Annotated in this window: 15 protein-coding genes and 1 pseudogene; 4 read left to right on the top strand and 12 right to left on the bottom strand. The window is 49.9% G+C overall.

Annotated features, from left to right (window positions below):
* Window positions 1-12 precede the first annotated feature (12 nt).
* The 8 genes and pseudogenes from CW734_RS06395 to mutY all read right to left on the bottom strand — a co-directional run bounded on the left by CW734_RS06395 (window position 13) and on the right by mutY (window position 9,136).
* Window positions 13-1,017: an ABC transporter permease gene (locus tag CW734_RS06395; RefSeq protein WP_101189906.1), complete on the bottom strand. Its 1,005-nt coding sequence runs from the start codon at window positions 1,015-1,017 to the stop codon at window positions 13-15.
* A gap of 81 nt (window positions 1,018-1,098) precedes the next feature.
* Window positions 1,099-2,712 carry an ABC transporter substrate-binding protein gene (locus CW734_RS06390; RefSeq protein WP_101189905.1) on the bottom strand — a complete coding sequence of 538 codons (1,614 nt, stop codon included), beginning with the start codon at window positions 2,710-2,712 and terminating at the stop codon, window positions 1,099-1,101.
* 29 nt (window positions 2,713-2,741) lie between these two features.
* Window positions 2,742-3,726 (bottom strand): annotated as a pseudogene (locus CW734_RS06385) (ABC transporter ATP-binding protein).
* Window positions 3,701-4,720 carry an ABC transporter ATP-binding protein gene (locus tag CW734_RS06380; RefSeq protein ID WP_058381345.1) on the bottom strand — a complete coding sequence of 340 codons (1,020 nt, stop codon included), beginning with the start codon at window positions 4,718-4,720 and terminating at the stop codon, window positions 3,701-3,703. Before CW734_RS06380 ends, CW734_RS06385 begins: the two are co-directional and overlap by 26 nt.
* Before the next feature lie 153 nt (window positions 4,721-4,873).
* Entirely contained in the window at window positions 4,874-6,619 is a 1,746-nt protein-coding gene (locus tag CW734_RS06375) for an ABC transporter ATP-binding protein (RefSeq protein ID WP_101189904.1), read from the bottom strand.
* Window positions 6,620-6,679: 60 nt separating this feature from the next.
* Window positions 6,680-7,225: a nucleoside tri-diphosphate phosphatase gene (gene ntdP, locus CW734_RS06370; RefSeq protein WP_058381347.1), complete on the bottom strand. Its 546-nt coding sequence runs from the start codon at window positions 7,223-7,225 to the stop codon at window positions 6,680-6,682.
* Between the two features lie 103 nt (window positions 7,226-7,328).
* Window positions 7,329-8,075 (bottom strand): enoyl-[acyl-carrier-protein] reductase FabL, encoded by a 747-nt coding sequence (fabL, locus tag CW734_RS06365; RefSeq protein WP_058381348.1) that lies wholly within the window; start codon window positions 8,073-8,075, stop codon window positions 7,329-7,331.
* Window positions 8,072-9,136, bottom strand: coding sequence for an A/G-specific adenine glycosylase (gene mutY / locus CW734_RS06360; protein ID WP_101189903.1), 1,065 nt, complete (start codon window positions 9,134-9,136; stop codon window positions 8,072-8,074). Before mutY ends, fabL begins: the two co-directional genes overlap by 4 nt.
* 137 nt (window positions 9,137-9,273) lie before the next feature.
* Between mutY and CW734_RS06355 the strand changes: the two genes are divergently transcribed.
* Window positions 9,274-10,254, top strand: a complete 981-nt coding sequence (locus CW734_RS06355) for a metal-dependent hydrolase (RefSeq protein WP_101189902.1) — start codon at window positions 9,274-9,276, stop codon at window positions 10,252-10,254.
* Window positions 10,255-10,298: 44 nt separating this feature from the next.
* Here CW734_RS06355 and CW734_RS06350 read toward each other — a convergent pair whose 3' ends face one another.
* Genes CW734_RS06350 through recX form a run of 3 tightly spaced genes read right to left on the bottom strand, consistent with a single transcriptional unit; the run spans window position 10,299 to window position 11,689 of the window.
* Entirely contained in the window at window positions 10,299-10,553 is a 255-nt protein-coding gene (locus CW734_RS06350; protein WP_101189901.1) for a YfhJ family protein, read from the bottom strand.
* Window positions 10,554-10,557: 4 nt separating this feature from the next.
* Window positions 10,558-10,890 carry a YfhH family protein gene (locus CW734_RS06345; RefSeq protein ID WP_101189900.1) on the bottom strand — a complete coding sequence of 111 codons (333 nt, stop codon included), beginning with the start codon at window positions 10,888-10,890 and terminating at the stop codon, window positions 10,558-10,560.
* Window positions 10,883-11,689, bottom strand: a complete 807-nt coding sequence (gene recX, locus CW734_RS06340) for a recombination regulator RecX (RefSeq protein ID WP_101189899.1) — start codon at window positions 11,687-11,689, stop codon at window positions 10,883-10,885. The genes CW734_RS06345 and recX overlap by 8 nt, the downstream gene beginning before the upstream one ends.
* Window positions 11,690-11,788: 99 nt before the next feature.
* On the opposite strand from recX, the gene CW734_RS06335 reads away from it, so the two are divergent.
* The 3 genes from CW734_RS06335 to CW734_RS06325 all read left to right on the top strand — a co-directional run bounded on the left by CW734_RS06335 (window position 11,789) and on the right by CW734_RS06325 (window position 14,624).
* A complete protein-coding gene (locus CW734_RS06335; protein ID WP_101189898.1) occupies window positions 11,789-12,688 on the top strand; it encodes a TIGR01777 family oxidoreductase in 900 nt (299 codons plus the stop codon).
* A 41-nt stretch (window positions 12,689-12,729) separates the two neighbouring features.
* A complete protein-coding gene (gene rlmD / locus CW734_RS06330; RefSeq protein WP_101189897.1) occupies window positions 12,730-14,094 on the top strand; it encodes a 23S rRNA (uracil(1939)-C(5))-methyltransferase RlmD in 1,365 nt (454 codons plus the stop codon).
* A gap of 134 nt (window positions 14,095-14,228) precedes the next feature.
* Window positions 14,229-14,624 carry an NADPH-dependent FMN reductase family protein gene (locus tag CW734_RS06325; protein ID WP_101189896.1) on the top strand — a complete coding sequence of 132 codons (396 nt, stop codon included), beginning with the start codon at window positions 14,229-14,231 and terminating at the stop codon, window positions 14,622-14,624.
* 270 nt (window positions 14,625-14,894) lie between these two features.
* On the opposite strand, the gene CW734_RS06320 is transcribed toward CW734_RS06325, so the two are convergent.
* The gene (locus CW734_RS06320; RefSeq protein ID WP_101189895.1) at window positions 14,895-16,067 is read right to left on the bottom strand and encodes an MFS transporter; all 1,173 of its coding nucleotides are present in this window, start codon (window positions 16,065-16,067) and stop codon (window positions 14,895-14,897) included.
* Window positions 16,068-16,089 lie beyond the last annotated feature (22 nt).

Below are 16,089 nucleotides of genomic sequence, written 5' to 3'. Positions count from 1 at the left end.
TCCTCCCCCTTCCTAATCATATTTGATCCTCGGATCGACCAAGCCGTAAAGCAAGTCGACGAAGAGATTGATCATGACGAATATAAATGCGACGACTAGAATGCCGGATTGGATAACCGGATAATCGCGGAAACCGATCGCTTCGTAAATATAGCGCCCAATGCCTGGCCATCCGAAAATGGTTTCGGTCAAAATTGCGCCTCCGAGCAATAAGCCCATCTGCAAACCGATAATAGTCAATACAGGAATGATCGCATTTTTTAATGCATGCTTGTAGACGACCCAGAACATTTTGACGCCTTTAGCGCGAGCGGTCCGGACGTAATCCGAACGCATGACTTCAAGCATTGAAGAGCGTGTCATCCGTGCGATGATCGCCATCGGAATGGTGGCTAGTGCCGTGCCTGGAAGCACCAAATGCTTCAATACGGTCGCCAATTGGTTGAAATCGCCTTGAATGATGGTGTCCAACACATAAAAATTGGTGATGTTATTGATTGGGTCCCGGACGTTTTCCCGGCCAGTCGTCGGCAATATGCCGAGTTCAATCGAGAAAATCCATTGGTTCATGAGGCCGAGCCAGAAGATTGGCATGGAAACACCGATCAAAGCTAGCACCATCGCTGTGTAATCGAACCACGAGTTTTGGAACCATGCAGAGATGATGCCCGCATTAATGCCGATGACGACGGCAATGATGATCGCGAATAAAGATAATTCAAATGTCGCTGCTAGATATGGCCAAATTTCATCCGAAACAGGTGAACGCGTGCGCAGTGAATCCCCCATGTCTCCTGTAACCAGGCCTTTTAAGTAATCGAAATATTGGATGTACCAGGGATTATCAAGCCCCAGACTGGTCCGTAATGCTTTAATTGCTTCTTCGGATGCTTGTTGCCCAAGGATGACTTGTGCAGGATCGCCTGGAATTGCCCGGATGATCATAAAGACGATAAACGTCATTCCGAGCAAGACAGGAATCAATTGCAAAAGCCGCTGCCCGATATAGTGAAGCATCTTCTTCACCTCTCCATCTCAATTGCATTATGTATTGAAAAGGGGGAGAAATCAGTATGACCTCTCCCCCCAAAGAAACGCCTACTCCAAATCTACTGATGCTAGTTTATCAGAGCCAGTTGGATGCGCTTTAAAGTCGATTACGTTCGTCCCACCGGCAAGAAGCGGTGTAGAGTGCGCAAGCGGTACCCATGGCGCGTCTTCGTGGATGATTTCCTGAGCCTGCATGTACAATTCGTTGCGGGCATCTTCATCAACTTCTGTTTGAGCTTCGATCAAGATATCGTGAAGATCCTGGTTTTCGTAGTATGTGTAGTTGTTTGAACCGATGTTGTCTTGGTCAAGCAATACATACAAGAAGTTATCAGCATCGCCGTTATCGCCTGTCCAGCCAAGAAGGAATGCATCAGCTTCTCCTGCTGCAGCTTTTTCGAGGTATGTTGCCCACTCGTAGGAAACGATTTCAGCTGTGATGCCGACTTCTGCCAAATCACTTTGGATTGCTTCCGCTACTTTTTGGCCATCTGGCATATACGGACGCGGAACTGGCATTGCCCATAGTTCCATTGTGAAGCCATCTTCAAGTCCTGCTTCAGCCAATAGTTCTTTGGCTTTTTCAGGATCGTACTCATAACCTTCGATGCTGTCGTTATAACCGCTGATTACCGGAGGCATCGGGTTTTTCGCGACTTCTGCACGGCCTTCGAAGAATGAATCAACAATCGCCTGGCGGTCAATCGCATGGTTCATCGCCTGGCGGACTTTCGGATCGTCGAATGGTTCACGAGTAGTCGTCAAACCAAGGTAGCCGACGTTCATCGACGGACGCTCGAACAATTGCAGGTTTTCATCGTTTTCGATCGTTTCTGAATCTGATGGTGTAATACCGTCAGCCAAATCGATTTCGCCAGACAATAATGCATTCAAGCGAGCTGAGTTATCCGGAATTGCACGGAACACGACTTGGTCGAGTTTCGGCTCTCCATCAACCCAGTAATCATCGAATTTTTCGATTGTTACCGTGTCATTGCGCTGCCATTCAACAAACTGGAATGGGCCAGTGCCGACTGGATTGTCGCCGAATGATTCGCCGGCTTCTTCAAATGCTGTCGGTGATGCGATGCCAAACGGGCTCATCGCCAAGTTTTTCAAGAATGGTGCTTGTGGACGCTTCAATGTAATGACGATTTCGTAATCGCCACTCGCTTCAACAGATTCGATGACGTGTTCTTCTTCATCGCCAAATCCGCCAAACATTGATTTATAGTACGGGAATTGGTCTGCATCTCCAGCAGCCCAGCGTTCAAAGTTCGCGACAACTGCTTCTGCGTTGAAATCCGTTCCATCATGGAACGTGACGCCTTCTTGCAATTGGAACGTGTAAGTCAAGCCATCTTCAGAAGCTTCCCAATCGCTGGCAAGACCTGCTTCAATTTCCGTGTCCTGCTCGCCGAAATTGATCAATGTATCGAAGATGTTTTTCGTTACTTTGAAAGACTCTCCATCTGTAACCGTGATCGGATCCAGTGACACCGAGTCGCCGCCACGTCCAAAGATCAGGACTTTTTCGCCGCCTGATTCAGAATCTCCGCCTTCTCCGCCTGACTCCGAATCACCGCCTGAACAGCCGTAAAGCGCTGTCGACAGCAAAAGCAGCATCAGGAAAGCGATTGATACAATTTTCTTTTTCCCCAAAATAACCCCTCCGTTTTGTTTTTTTATTATCATTGCGGCCTGCATTCCTCATAGAGGTGGCAAGCCACAGAATGACCTGGTTCAACTTCCGCGAAACGCGGAATTTCCTGCGAGCAAAATATCCATCTTGAATGGGCAGCGTGTATGGAAGCGGCAGCCCGATGGCGGGTTGGCCGGGCTCGGCACATCCCCTTTGATCACCACTTCTTCGCGGACAAAATCAGGATCCGGAACAGGCACTGCCGAAAGGAGCGCTTGCGTATATGGGTGAAGCGGTTTTTCATACAGGCTTTCTGTATCCGCAAGCTCCGCCATATTGCCCAAATACATGACGCCCACGCGGTCGCTGATATGGCGAACGACGCCCAAATCATGGGCGATGAATATGTAGGTCAGTTTCAAATCGTGTTGCAGATCCTGCATTAGATTGAGCACTTGCGCTTGAATCGACACATCAAGCGCAGAAACCGGCTCATCGGCGATGATCAGTTTTGGGTTGGTCATGAGCGCACGCGCAATGCCGATGCGCTGGCGCTGGCCGCCGCTGAATTGGTGCGGATAGCGTTTGGCGTGGTAGCTGCTGAGACCGACGATTTCGAGAAACTCGTGCACTTTCCGTTTGCGCTCTTTCGGGTCGCCGATATTGTGGACATTCAGCGGCTCCATCAAGATCTTTTCGATGCTGTGGCGCGGATTGAGTGACGCATATGGATCTTGGAACACCATCTGGATGTCGCGTCTGGCCTTGCGCATTTCAGACGCTGACAAACTGGTCAATTCCTGGCCGTCAAACGTCACTTTGCCTTCTGTCGGATCGAGCAAACGCATAAGCATACGCCCTGTCGTCGACTTGCCGCATCCTGATTCGCCGACGATTCCGAGCGTTTCGCCTTCATTTACATAGAAGGAGACATCATCAACCGCTTTAACCTGCCCTGTCACACGGCCAAAAATGCCGCCCGTAACCGGGAAATATTTCTTTAAGCCTTCAACTTTCAACAACGGTTCTGTCATGCGACTCGGCCTCCTTTGGATCGAATAGGAAACAGCGCGTCTTGTGGTCTTCTGCCGTCTGGTATAATGCCGGGTCTTCCACGCGGCAGCGATCGAAGGCAAATTCACAACGTGCTGCGTATTTGCAGCCTACTTTGATCGATCCCGGTTTTGGCACGTTTCCTGGAATAGAGTATAGCCGCTCTTTCTTGAAGCGCATATCGGGCACGCTTTCCAGAAGGCCGCGGGTATATGGATGCTGGGGATCATTGAAAATGGTATGTACTGGCCCTTCTTCGACCACTTTCCCTGCGTACATGACGACGACGCGTTCGCATGTTTCAGCGACGACCCCAAGGTCATGAGTGATCAGCAAGACAGCGGTATCGAGCCGTTCGTTTAAATTCTTGATCAATTTAAGGATCTGCGCTTGGATCGTCACATCAAGTGCCGTGGTCGGCTCGTCAGCGATCAGCACTTTCGGGTCGCACAGCAAAGCCATCGCGATCATGACGCGCTGGCGCATGCCTCCCGATAATTGGTGAGGATAATCATTAAGCAAAGCTTCTGCGCGTGGCAGGCCGACCAGTTTCATCATTTCGACGGCGCGTTCCTGGATTTGGCTTTTCGACCAATCCTTTTTGTGGATCTTCAACGCTTCGCGCAATTGATTGCCGATGGTAAACAATGGGTTCAGTGAAGTCATCGGCTCCTGGAAAATCATCGCTATATCGTCGCCGCGAATCTGGCGCATTTCTTTATCGGATAGTTTTGTCAAATCCTTATCTTGGAATAAAATTTCCCCGCTCACAATCTTCCCTGGAGGACTTGGCACCAGCCCCATTATGGACAATGAGGTAACACTTTTGCCGCAGCCTGATTCCCCTACAATGCCGAGCACTTCCCCCTGGCGGATATGGAAATCCACGTTGTCGACTGCCGGTACTTCTCCATCATCAGTGAAAAAGGAAGTGCGCAGCCCTTTCACATCCAAGATGGTTTTACGTTCGTCCATAGAGATCCTCCTTCTTCATTTTAAATTATTCAGAACATTCTCCATCTTTCCATTATACGTAATATTAGTAGTAATGCAATAGTTTTCAGAAGATTGGCGAAAGCCTTCCTTCCTATTAAAAAAGCTCCCCAAAAATTGGGGAGCTTGAAATAGTTAACCTATGTTCTGTACTTGGAATAGTTTGTAATAGACGCCGCGCTTTTGCAATAGCTCTTCATGCGTACCTTGTTCAGCCAATTGGCCGTTGTCGATGACCAGGATTTGGTCAGCATGGGTGATGGTCGATAAGCGGTGCGCGACCATCAATGTCGTGCGGTCGTGCGCAAGGCGCTCCAAGGAATCCTGGATCAGCGCTTCGCTTTCCAGGTCGAGTGCGGATGTCGCTTCGTCCAAGATGAGGATTGCCGGGTCTTTCAGGAAGACACGGGAAATGGCGATGCGCTGTTTTTGGCCACCGGATAACTTGACGCCGCGCTCGCCGACTTTCGTGTCGTAGCCTTCTGGCAAGTTTGTGATGAATTCATGGGCGTTCGCCGCTTTGGCTGCCGCGATGACTTCCTCGTCGGTCGCATCGGGTTTGCCCATCAGGATATTTTCTTTAACCGATTCGCTGAACAGGATCGAATCCTGAAGGACCAGGCCGATTTGGTCGCGCAAGGAATGGATCGTCACGTCTTTTAGGTCGTGGCCATCCATGCGGATCGTACCCTCCGTGGCATCATAGAATCTCGGGATGAGCGAGACGATCGTCGATTTCCCGCCGCCGCTCATGCCGACAAATGCCACTGTCTCTCCCGGACGGACCGTGAAGTTGAGGTTCGACAACACTTCGCTTCCCCCATCATTATAATGGAACGAGACGTTATGGAATTCAAGCTTGCCGTCGACGCGCCCAAGTTCGCGCGCGCCTTGTTTATCCGTCACGTCGTATTCCTCATCGACCATCTCGAAGACACGGTCCATAGAAGCAAGTGATTGGACGAGCGTCGTCGAAGAGTTGACGAGGCGGCGCAATGGATTATACAGCCGTTCGATATAGGCGATGAATGCGACCATCGTCCCGAGCGTCAAATTCCCCTGGATGACCTGGTAGCCGGCATAGCCGATGACCAATAGCGGCGCCACGTCGGTGATGGTGTTGACGACTGCGAACGCCTTGGCATTCCATTTCGTATGATCGATCGCTTTTTCCAGGAATTGATCGTTCGTGTTATTGAAAATCTTTTCTTCGTGCTTTTCGAGCGCAAAGCTTTTGATGATGCTCATGCCCTGCACGCGTTCGTGCAAATAACTTTGGACATTGGCAAGCGCCTGGGAACGTTCGCGCGTCAAGTCACGCAAGCGGCCGAAGAAATATTTGACGCTGAATGCATAAAACGGAAACGCCAAAAGCGCAACAATCGTCAAGGAGACGTCCATGGTGAGCATGATGATGATGGCGATGAGGATCGTCGCGACATCGAGCCAGACGTTCATCAAGCCGATCATGACGAAATTTTTCGTCTGCTCGACATCATTGATGACCCGTGAAATGATTTCCCCGGCCCGTGTGTTTGCATAATAGCGCAAGCTTAGCCGCTGCAGGTGGCTGTAAAGATAGCTGCGGATATCGTAGAGAATTTTATTGCTGACATATTGTGCATAATATTGCCGGAAATATTCGATCGGCGGGCGCAGCAGGAAGAACACGATCGCCGTGCCCCCGAGCCATAGATAAAGCTGGCTGAGTTTTTCCGCATCCGACAATGCCTCTGCGCCGATGATATCATCAATGACGATTTTGATTAAAAGAGGGATAAAAAGAGGGATCGCAAACTTGAATATCCCGATGAAGATCGTCAAGGCAATCTGCCAATAATAGGGCTTGACGAATTTCATATAGCGTTTCATACTGCTCAAACTGTTCACTCCATTCTGTTCAAAACGAAAAACCTGTTGGCAGGCAACAGGTTTTCCATGTTAATCATGAATCCGGTTATGCTTATGAAATTCATACCGGCTCGTCCATACTTCGATAAAGTCCTGGGCAAAAGGGCCTCTTCTTTGCTTAATCCAGCTGATCAGCTTGTCCACATTTCGGTAGAGTATTTGATCGATGACTTCTGGGTAGCCCATTTGCCGCTTATGGTCTTCAAATTCGTCTTCATCCAACAGCGTGTAAGACATATCCGGAAACACTTTTACATCCAAGTCATAATCGATGTATTTCAACGATCCATTATTGTAGACGAACGGGGAGCTGATATTGCAATAATAATAAACGCCGTCGTCACGCAGCATGCAGATGATGTTGAACCAATGTTCAGCATGGAAATAACAGATCGACGGTTCTCGCGTCAACCATGTCCTGCCGTCCGATTCCCTCACCAGCGTGCGTTCGTTTGCGCCGATTACAATATTGTTCGTCCCTTTCAGTACAGTTGTTTCCTGCCAGACACGGTGGATGCGTCCGTTGTGCTTGTAACTGTGGATCTGGATTGTTTCACCCTCCGCAGGAACCGCCATGCACCATCCCACCTTTTCGTCTAACTATCACTATATGTTATCTCCCGTTCATTATATCAATCAATTCTGAAAACATACAGCAATAAGCCGAAAGTTGCGAGAATCACATGACGATAGACCGACCTCCATCGACGATAATCGTCTGTCCACGGATCATATCCGCATGGTCGGAAATGAGGAACATCGCCGTTTTCACCATGTCATCGATTTCCACCATGCGCCCTGCTGGCGTGTTGTCGCGCGCATCGCCGAGCAATTCCTCGCGGTTCGGGAAATGCTTCAACGCTTCTGTATCGAGCGCGCCGCCCGAAACGGTGTTGACTGCGATATTTTTTGGCGCGAGTTCCACCGCCAAATAACGGGTGATCGATTCGACGGCTGCTTTCGACACGCCGATCGTCGTATAGTTTTCCAAATAGCGGATCGAGCCGAGCGAGCTGATGCCGATGATTTTGCCGCCTTTGTCCATCAGTTTCGCCGCTTCCTGGGCGCCGAACAACATCGCTTTGGCGTTGATGTTCATTGTCCAATCCCAATGCGATTCTTCCAGTTCCATGACCGGGCGCAAAACGCCGGATGCCGCGTTTGACACGAACACATCCAAACGGCCGAACTCTTCCTTGATCGTTTCGAACATGGCGCGCAGTTTCTCGACATCGCCGACATTGGCGCGTACGAGCAAGGCTTTTCTTCCTCTCGCTTCGACTTCTTTTACCGTATCAAGTGCAGCTGTTTTGCTGCGCGCATAGTTGACGACGATGTCATAGCCTTCTTCCGCAAGCGCAATTGCCATCGCTTTTCCTAGCCCACGGCTGCTGCCTGTTACTAACGCCACTTTTTGTTCTGTCATTTTACTACATCTCCTCTTTGCTCTAAAGCTGTCTTCATTTTTTGTCCCGGACCTGCAATTGGCAGATTCTCCAATTGTTCCGGCGTCACCCATTTCATGTTTTCGGGCGGCGTGAATTCTTCCGCGCTGGCCAAATAGCCATCCACATTCCATGTTAAATGAGAAAAGACATGTTTGAAAGCGGTAATTTTCTCGACATCAGAAAGCGCGCCATTCAATGTCTCTGCATATAATTCACCGACTTCATTCGCTTCGAGCGCTGCAGTCAGCTCGAGCATCGGATACTGCCACATGCCTGCAAGCAAGCCTTTTCCGGGGCGCTGCTCCATCAAAAGCTTGTCCCCGCTCCGAATCGCCATCATGGCAAAATCGGCATTGCGATTTTTCTTCGCTTTCGTCTTAACCGGCAGTTCCGTTTCCTGGCCGGCATGAAATGCCTCGCAATGGTCGCGTACTGGGCATAATAAGCATTTCGGTGAAGTTGGGGTGCAGATGAGCGCACCGAGTTCCATCAATCCTTGGTTGAATGAAGACGGGTCTTCATGGCTGATCAATTCCGTTACCGCCTGTTCGAACACTTTGCGCGTTTTTGGCTTGGCAATGTCTTCTTCGATCAATAGGATGCGGCTGAGTACACGCATGACGTTGCCGTCGACTGCATGTTCCGGCACACCATAGGCAATGCTCAATACTGCGCCTGCCGTATAAGGCCCAACGCCTTTCAATGACGAAATCTCCTTGCGCGTATTCGGTACGATGCCTCCGTACTGTTCGGCGACTTCGCGCACACCTGCTTGAAGATTGCGCGCGCGCGAATAATACCCAAGCCCTTCCCACAGCTTCAATAAGCTTTCTTCTTCTGCCTGTGCCAAAGATTCGACAGTGGGAAATTTCTCGACAAAGCGTTTATAATAAGGGATAACCGTATCGACTCTCGTCTGTTGCAGCATGACCTCGGAAATCCAGATTTGATAGGGGTCAGCTGTACGTCTCCAAGGCAGGTCCCGCTGTTCTTTCCGGAACCAGCCGATCAGGTCCTGCTGAAATTGCTGCTTGTTCATATTTATGTTTTCTGCCTCCGTTCATGCTGATTATTCCGGCCCTGAAGCGGGTATGTATACTTAAGGAATATGCTTATTTTATCAAATGGCGGGCACACAAGATATTATAAACGCTCGCAAAGAAGGGGGATGCGTCGATGGATACAGGAACACATATCGTCATGGGCATTGCGCTCGGCGGCCTGGCAATGGCCGATCCGGTTGTCGCTGCTCATCCGGCAACTTGGACTGCCGTCATGACCGGCACCATTTTCGGCTCACAAATCCCCGATATCGATACCGTTTTGAAACTGCGCGACAATGCCGTCTACATCCGCCATCACCGAGGCATTACGCATTCCGTGCCGGCCGTACTGTCATGGCCGATTTTGCTCTCTGGCGCAATTTACCTTATTTTCCCAGAGGTTAATCTACTTCATTTATGGCTATGGACTTTTCTTGCCGTGTTCCTGCATGTATTTGTGGATATATTTAATTCATACGGAACACAGGCATTGCGGCCATTTTCCAATCATTGGGTGGCGCTTGGGGTCATCAATACCTTTGACCCGATCATTTTTGGCGCCCATGTCGTGGCTCTCATGATTTGGGCGTTCGGAGCCGATCCTGTTTGGACGATGAGCATTTTGTATATTATTTTGTTCTTCTATTATGTCTCTCGCTTTGCGCTGCAGGCAGCGATCAAGCAAGCGATACGCAATACGATCCCAGGCACAAACGATGTATTTGTCGCGCCGACGATGCGCTATTTTCAATGGCGCATCGCCGCTGACACCGACCGGCACCATTATGTCGGACAGGCTTATGGACGTTCGATCAATATTTACGATAAATTCCTGAAAAAACCGATGCCTGAAAACGCCTTGATCCAAACGGCGATGAAAGACAAGAATTTGGATGCTTTCGTTTCGTTTTCCCCGCTTTACCGCTGGGAAATCAACCAATACGGGGAAATCTATGAAGTGCGTTTGATCGATTTGCGCTACCGCAGCAACGATTATTATCCGTTTGTTGCAGTTGCCCATCTGGACGAAGACCATAATATCCTGAACTCCTATACAGGATGGATCTTCAGTGAAGACAAATTGAGAAAAAAGCTCGATTTCAGCCATAACTGAACAGAAAAACGGCCGGGGTGCTCGCCCCGGCCGTTTTTTGTCGTTTAAGAATCGTGCAAAAGATGTGCGTATTTTGGGTTGTTCCCCGCAAATTCGTGGATTTTGTCGCCATAGCTTTCAATCCACTGGCGCACGACTTTTTCCACGACGGCAGTGCCTTGGTAATCATAGCCTGCTTTTGCATAAGAAGATTCAAAGTCAGATACTAAAAGTTCAATCCATGTCCGGGCTTTGTCTTCCGACAGCTCCGGATTTTTTTCCCTTAACTCGATGATTAATTGCTCAATGACTTCTTTCATCGATTCACTTCCCTTCCTTCAATGGGCGCAGCATGGAAATTGGCAGCGCTTCTGTGTGCTTATCGCCGCCCATGCGGTAGCCCCAGGCAAAATTGCCTTTTAGGTAATCAATTTGAAAATAAACATTCGGGTCGCCTTCCACGCGGTAAACTTCCCCTGGTTTGAAATCTTTTGGATCCAGCAGGAACGAAGCCGCCATGATGGCTTTCCGTTCGAGCACCGCGAATTCATTGACGATGCCGAGCTGTTCCGCCTTGCGCGCTTTTTCTTTCAGACGGGCGATTTCGTTGCGCAGTTCCGTCTCGTCCATTTGTGAATATGGTTTATGCTCACTCATCTTCAAGCTCCTTTTCTTCGATGTACTGGCTGATTACATCGCCCGGGAAGCCTTTCTGGTACAGGCCTTGCTTCACTTTCCGGCTAAGGTCGTTCCCCGACAATTTGCTTTCGTGCTTGCGCCATAATTTATCCCCTTGCTGGCGGACGCTGTCGAGCCATTGGTCTCCGTCGCGTTCAAGATCCAGCGTTTCAATCGCTTGCTTGATGATCCCGTAAGGATAGCCTTTTCTCATCAATGAATCATTAATTTTCTGTTTGACCTGGCTCGGGGTTTTCGACTGTTCTTTCGCGGCGATTTTTTCCGCAAGGCCTGTGGCGACTTCAAGCTGTTCTTCCTCACTGTAATTTGTTAAGACATCTTTTTGCATAGCCTTATCAATTCCTCTCGTTTGCATGGCCTGCTGGATTGCGCGCGGCCCTTTTTGACCGGATTTGATTTGCGTCCGGAGCAATGCTTCTGAAAACTGCTGGTCATCTAGGAAGCTGAGTTCATAGAGCTTCTTGACCGCTTCGTCGATGACGGCTTCGCCGAATTCCTTTTCTTTCAGTTTCTTCCGGACTTCGCCTTCGCTGCGCATGCGGAAGCCGAGGTAATGCAAAGCTTTATTGAATGCTTTTCGGACTTCATCCTCAAAGTTCATTTCTTCGATCGTCCACTGGTCGAGTTCTTTGCCTTTGGTCAATTGGTAGCGGATGATCAAGGTTTCGTCGACACTGAACGCAAATTTTTCTTCCAAATAAATATTATAGCGTTCCGGATTGTTTTTTCCGCGGGTTATTTTCGTAATGATCGGCATCAATTTCCCCTCGCTTCTCCTACCATTATACACTTTGCACGCCCTCTTGGCATATGCTTCGCTCGAATTGGGTATGGGATAGAAATGGAGGCGATGGAAATGAAAATAGCGATAACTGGCGGCACCGGGTTTCTCGGTTCTGTCTTAACGGAACTGCTGATGGAAAAAGGACATGAAGTGTTTATTTTAACACGTTCAGATAAACCGAAGGAACGGGGCATCACGTATGTCCGCTGGCTGTCTGACGGGGCGCGCCCGGAAGCGCAGCTTGAAGGCATTGATGCGATCGTCAACTTGGCCGGTACGTCGATCAACGACGGCTTATGGACAGATAAACAAAAGAAGAAAATCTACGAAAGCCGCGTATCGGCGACAAAAGAAGTGCTGCGCATCATCTCAGCGCTTGAAAAAAAACCGGAAGTGCTCGTCAATGCAAGCGCGATCGGAATATATCCGGCTTCTGAACACAAAACCTATACCGAAGCTGACCGCGAATATGGCAATGATTTTCTTGCAGAAACGGTGCTCGCCTGGGAAAGCTTGGCCGAACAGGCGCAGCTTGATGGCGTCCGCGCCGCTTATGCGCGCTTCGGCATCCTGCTCGGAAAAGAGGAAGGCGCCCTGCCATTAATGGCGCTTCCGTATAAATTGTTCGCCGGCGGCACAGTCGGCAGCGGCAGGCAATGGCTGTCTTGGATCCACGTCCGCGATGCAGCGCGCGCGGTCTTTTTTGCCATCGAACACGAAGAGCTCACCGGGCCCTTCAATGTGGCGGCACCGAATCCTCAGCGCATGAAGGCGTTCGGCAAGGAAATCGGGCGGGCGCTCGGCAGGCCTCATTGGATCCCTGCCCCTTCGTTTGCGTTGAAAGCGGCGCTCGGCGATAAAAGCAGGCTGGTGCTCGAAGGCCAGCGGGCACTGCCAACCGTCCTTCTCGCCCATGGGTTTAAGTTTGAGTTCCCGAATTTACCGGAAGCACTGGCTGACATATACAAATAAGCGTATAATGAAGGGATGACCAACTGAAGGACGTGACCTGCATGACTGAAAAACCAATCATTGAAATGGGGCAGAAATTCCCCTTAACCATTAAAAAACTCGGCATCAACGGAGAAGGCGTCGGCTTTTTCAAGCGCAATGTCGTCTTTGTTCCGGGGGCACTGCCAGGCGAAGAAGTTACCGCGCAAGTGACCATTGTGAAACATAATTTCGCACAAGCGCGGATACTGAAAATCCGTAAAGCTTCCCCTCACCGCCAGACACCGCCGTGCCCGATTTTTGAAACATGCGGCGGATGTCAATTGCAGCATTTATCCTATAGCCAGCAGCTCGTTGAAAAACGCGACCTGGTGCTGCAATCACTTGACCGTTATTTGCGCGGGACAGACATCCAGGTACGTGAGACGATCGGCATGGACGACCCGTGGCATTACCGCAATAAGAGCCAGTTCCAAACACGCAAGAAAGACGGCAAAGTAATGGCTGGCTTGTTTGCGGAAGGCTCCCAGCAGCTGCTCGATATCGAACAATGCCTCGTCCAGCATCCGGACACGGTGAAAATCACCAATGCCGCGAAGCGCATCATCGAAGAATTGAACTTATCCATCTACGACGGCAAATCGATGAAAGGGCTGGTCCGGACGATCGCTGTCCGTACGGCAGTCAAAACGGGCGAAATCCAGCTTGTGCTGATCACGACGCGCAAAGACATCCCGAAAGAGAAAGTGCTCGTCGAACGCTTGAGCGCAATCGACCCGAACCTGGTGTCCATCGTCCAAAACGTCAATGACGAGAAAACTTCACTCGTATTCGGCGAGGCAACGCGTACGCTGTTCGGCAAACCAACCATTCACGAAGAACTAGGCGAATTATCGTTCGACTTGTCTGCCCGCGCATTTTTCCAATTGAATCCGGAGCAGACCGTGAAACTCTACGATGAAATTAAGCGTGCAGCGAAACTGACCGGCAAGGAATCCGTCGTCGATGCCTATTGCGGCGTCGGCACAATCGGCCTGTGGCTGGCTGATTCCGCCCGTGAAATCCGCGGCATGGACACCATCCCGGAAAGCGTTGCCGATGCAAAAGCCAACGCAAAAAAACAAGGCCATCAAGCGACTTATGTGACGGGCACGGCAGAAAAATGGCTCGAAACCTGGCGCAAGGAAGGTTATGTGCCGGATGTATTGACAGTCGACCCGCCGCGCACCGGACTTGCCGATTCGCTTTTGAAAACCATCTTGAAAGTAAAACCGAAACGTTTTGTCTATACATCCTGCAATCCTTCGACACTCGCGAAAGACTTGCAGCAATTGACGAAGGTCTACCGCGTCGAATACATCCAGCCAGTCGATATGTTCCCACAGACTTCGCAAGTTGAAGCGGTGTGCTTGTTGACCTTGAAATAAAAAGTTTCCCGCTCTTTGATTCGCGCTTCGCATAAGCTTGACTCCACATTGCGTTTGATTTTAGCCGACTATTACGTTTTGAAGGCATCCACTGCAAAAGCCCAGGTGAAATCAGCTAACCAGGAGGAATCGCCATGAAGCCGTTAATCGTCTACTACTCCCATTCCGAAAACAATCAAAAGCTAGCGATAGAACTGCAAAGTCGGATCGGGTGCGAGTTGCGCGAAATCAAGGAAAAAAAGAAACGGAAGGATATATCGATCTTGATGGATTTTCTCATCCAGCGCGACTCCCGTTTGGCGCCACTGGATTTTGACCTGAAAGAATACAGCCCAGTGATTTTGCTGGCACCGATTTGGGCAGGGAAAATTGCGGCGCCGATGCGGACCTTTATCAAGAAGTCAAAAGATGAGTTAACCGATTACTCATTTATTACCATTTGCAGCGGTGGGCCTGGGCAGCGGGAAAAGATCGGCGCCGAACTGCTTGCGCTCACCTCCCGCGAACCATCGGCATTAGCCGAATTGTGAATCAACAACCTGCTTCCTGAAGAACAGCGCAATAAAATTAAGTACACCAATAAGTTCCGACTCAAGCGTGAGCATTTCAGCCAATTCGATCAAGAAATCAGCTTCTTTATTGAAATGGCGCTGCCTGCAGACAAAGATCCCAAAACGCTGACATAATTCAAGCCACTGGCCAAACCGTTGAATACGGGCCTGTGGCTTTTTTTATGGAACTAAAAAAGTTTAGGAAGCACCTGCTCCTAAACTTTGACAGCACAATATTAATTTCAGAATCTAGGCCGTCTGCTTGCGCGGCCCTTTAAAAGCGATGATGGTGAATAAAGTCAATAGGATTCCGGTGATCAGCAATAGGAAACTCAGCTGCTCGGTGACTTCAAGGAACAATCCCCCTGCCGCTGGGCCGAGCAAACTGCCGACGCTGAATGCTACGCCGCATAATAAATTCCCCGTAGGCAGCAATTCTTTCGGCATCAAGTCGGTCATATAAGAAATGCCAAGCGAAAAAGTGGAACCGACAAACATGCCGGCTACCACAAACAAAGCGAGCGTGAGCCAGGCATTCGATTCGAAGAACGTCGCCACCAAAAATGTGAGTCCCCCACCGCTTAGCGCAATCATCAATACCTTTTTCCGTCCGATGCGGTCACTGAGTTCACCGAGCGGCAATTGTGTCGCAATCGCTCCGATGGAAAAGGCAGCGAGAATATAGGAAACCATGCTGATATCGAATGATTGGCGCAAGGCGTAGACCGGATAGATCGCGCTCAGCGATGCTTCCAAAAACCCATAGCCGAGCGGAGGCAAAAAAGCGACCCAGCCGATGACAAGAGCCGTCCGAAAGCGCTGCAAAGTTCCTTTGGCCCCCATGGAACTGGCGGAATGCTCCGGAAAATCATTGCGCAGGAAAAACACCAATGACCAGGCAATCAAGCAGAGAACCCCGGAAATGATGAACGGCAATGCTTCGAACACTTCGACGAGCGGCACGAACAGCGGCCCTGCACCAAAGCCGACACTGAACGACATGCCATAGATCGCGATATTGCGGCCCAGTTTATGGTGAGGCGAAGTGCTGGTGATCCAGGTCTGCGTCGAAAAATGCAGTGCCTGGTCGCCCACGCCGATCAAAATGCGCAAAACAAACCAAAACAAGACGCTTTTCCATAACGGGAACGAAAGCAAAGCGAGGATCACCATCGCCCCACCGACGAGAATAAGCGGTTTAAAACCGAACTTCCTTAGCTGCGGCTCCATGAACGGAGCGACAGCGATAATGCCTATGTATAAGCCAGTCGCACTGAGGCCGTTTAGTGCAGACGACACGCCGTCCTGTTCAAAAATGACGGCAATCAGCGGCAATAACATGCCTTGCGAAAACCCTGATATCGACACAATGGCGACCAAAATCCAAAAGCGGGCGCGTTCGCTTGATAAGAAATATTTCATAATGCCTCCCCGAACGAGCACG

It is taken from the genome of Planococcus sp. MB-3u-03, from assembly GCF_002833405.1.
In the GTDB taxonomy this organism is placed as follows: Bacteria; Bacillota; Bacilli; order Bacillales_A; family Planococcaceae; genus Planococcus.
This window is presented reverse-complemented; position numbering and strand designations above follow the sequence as displayed.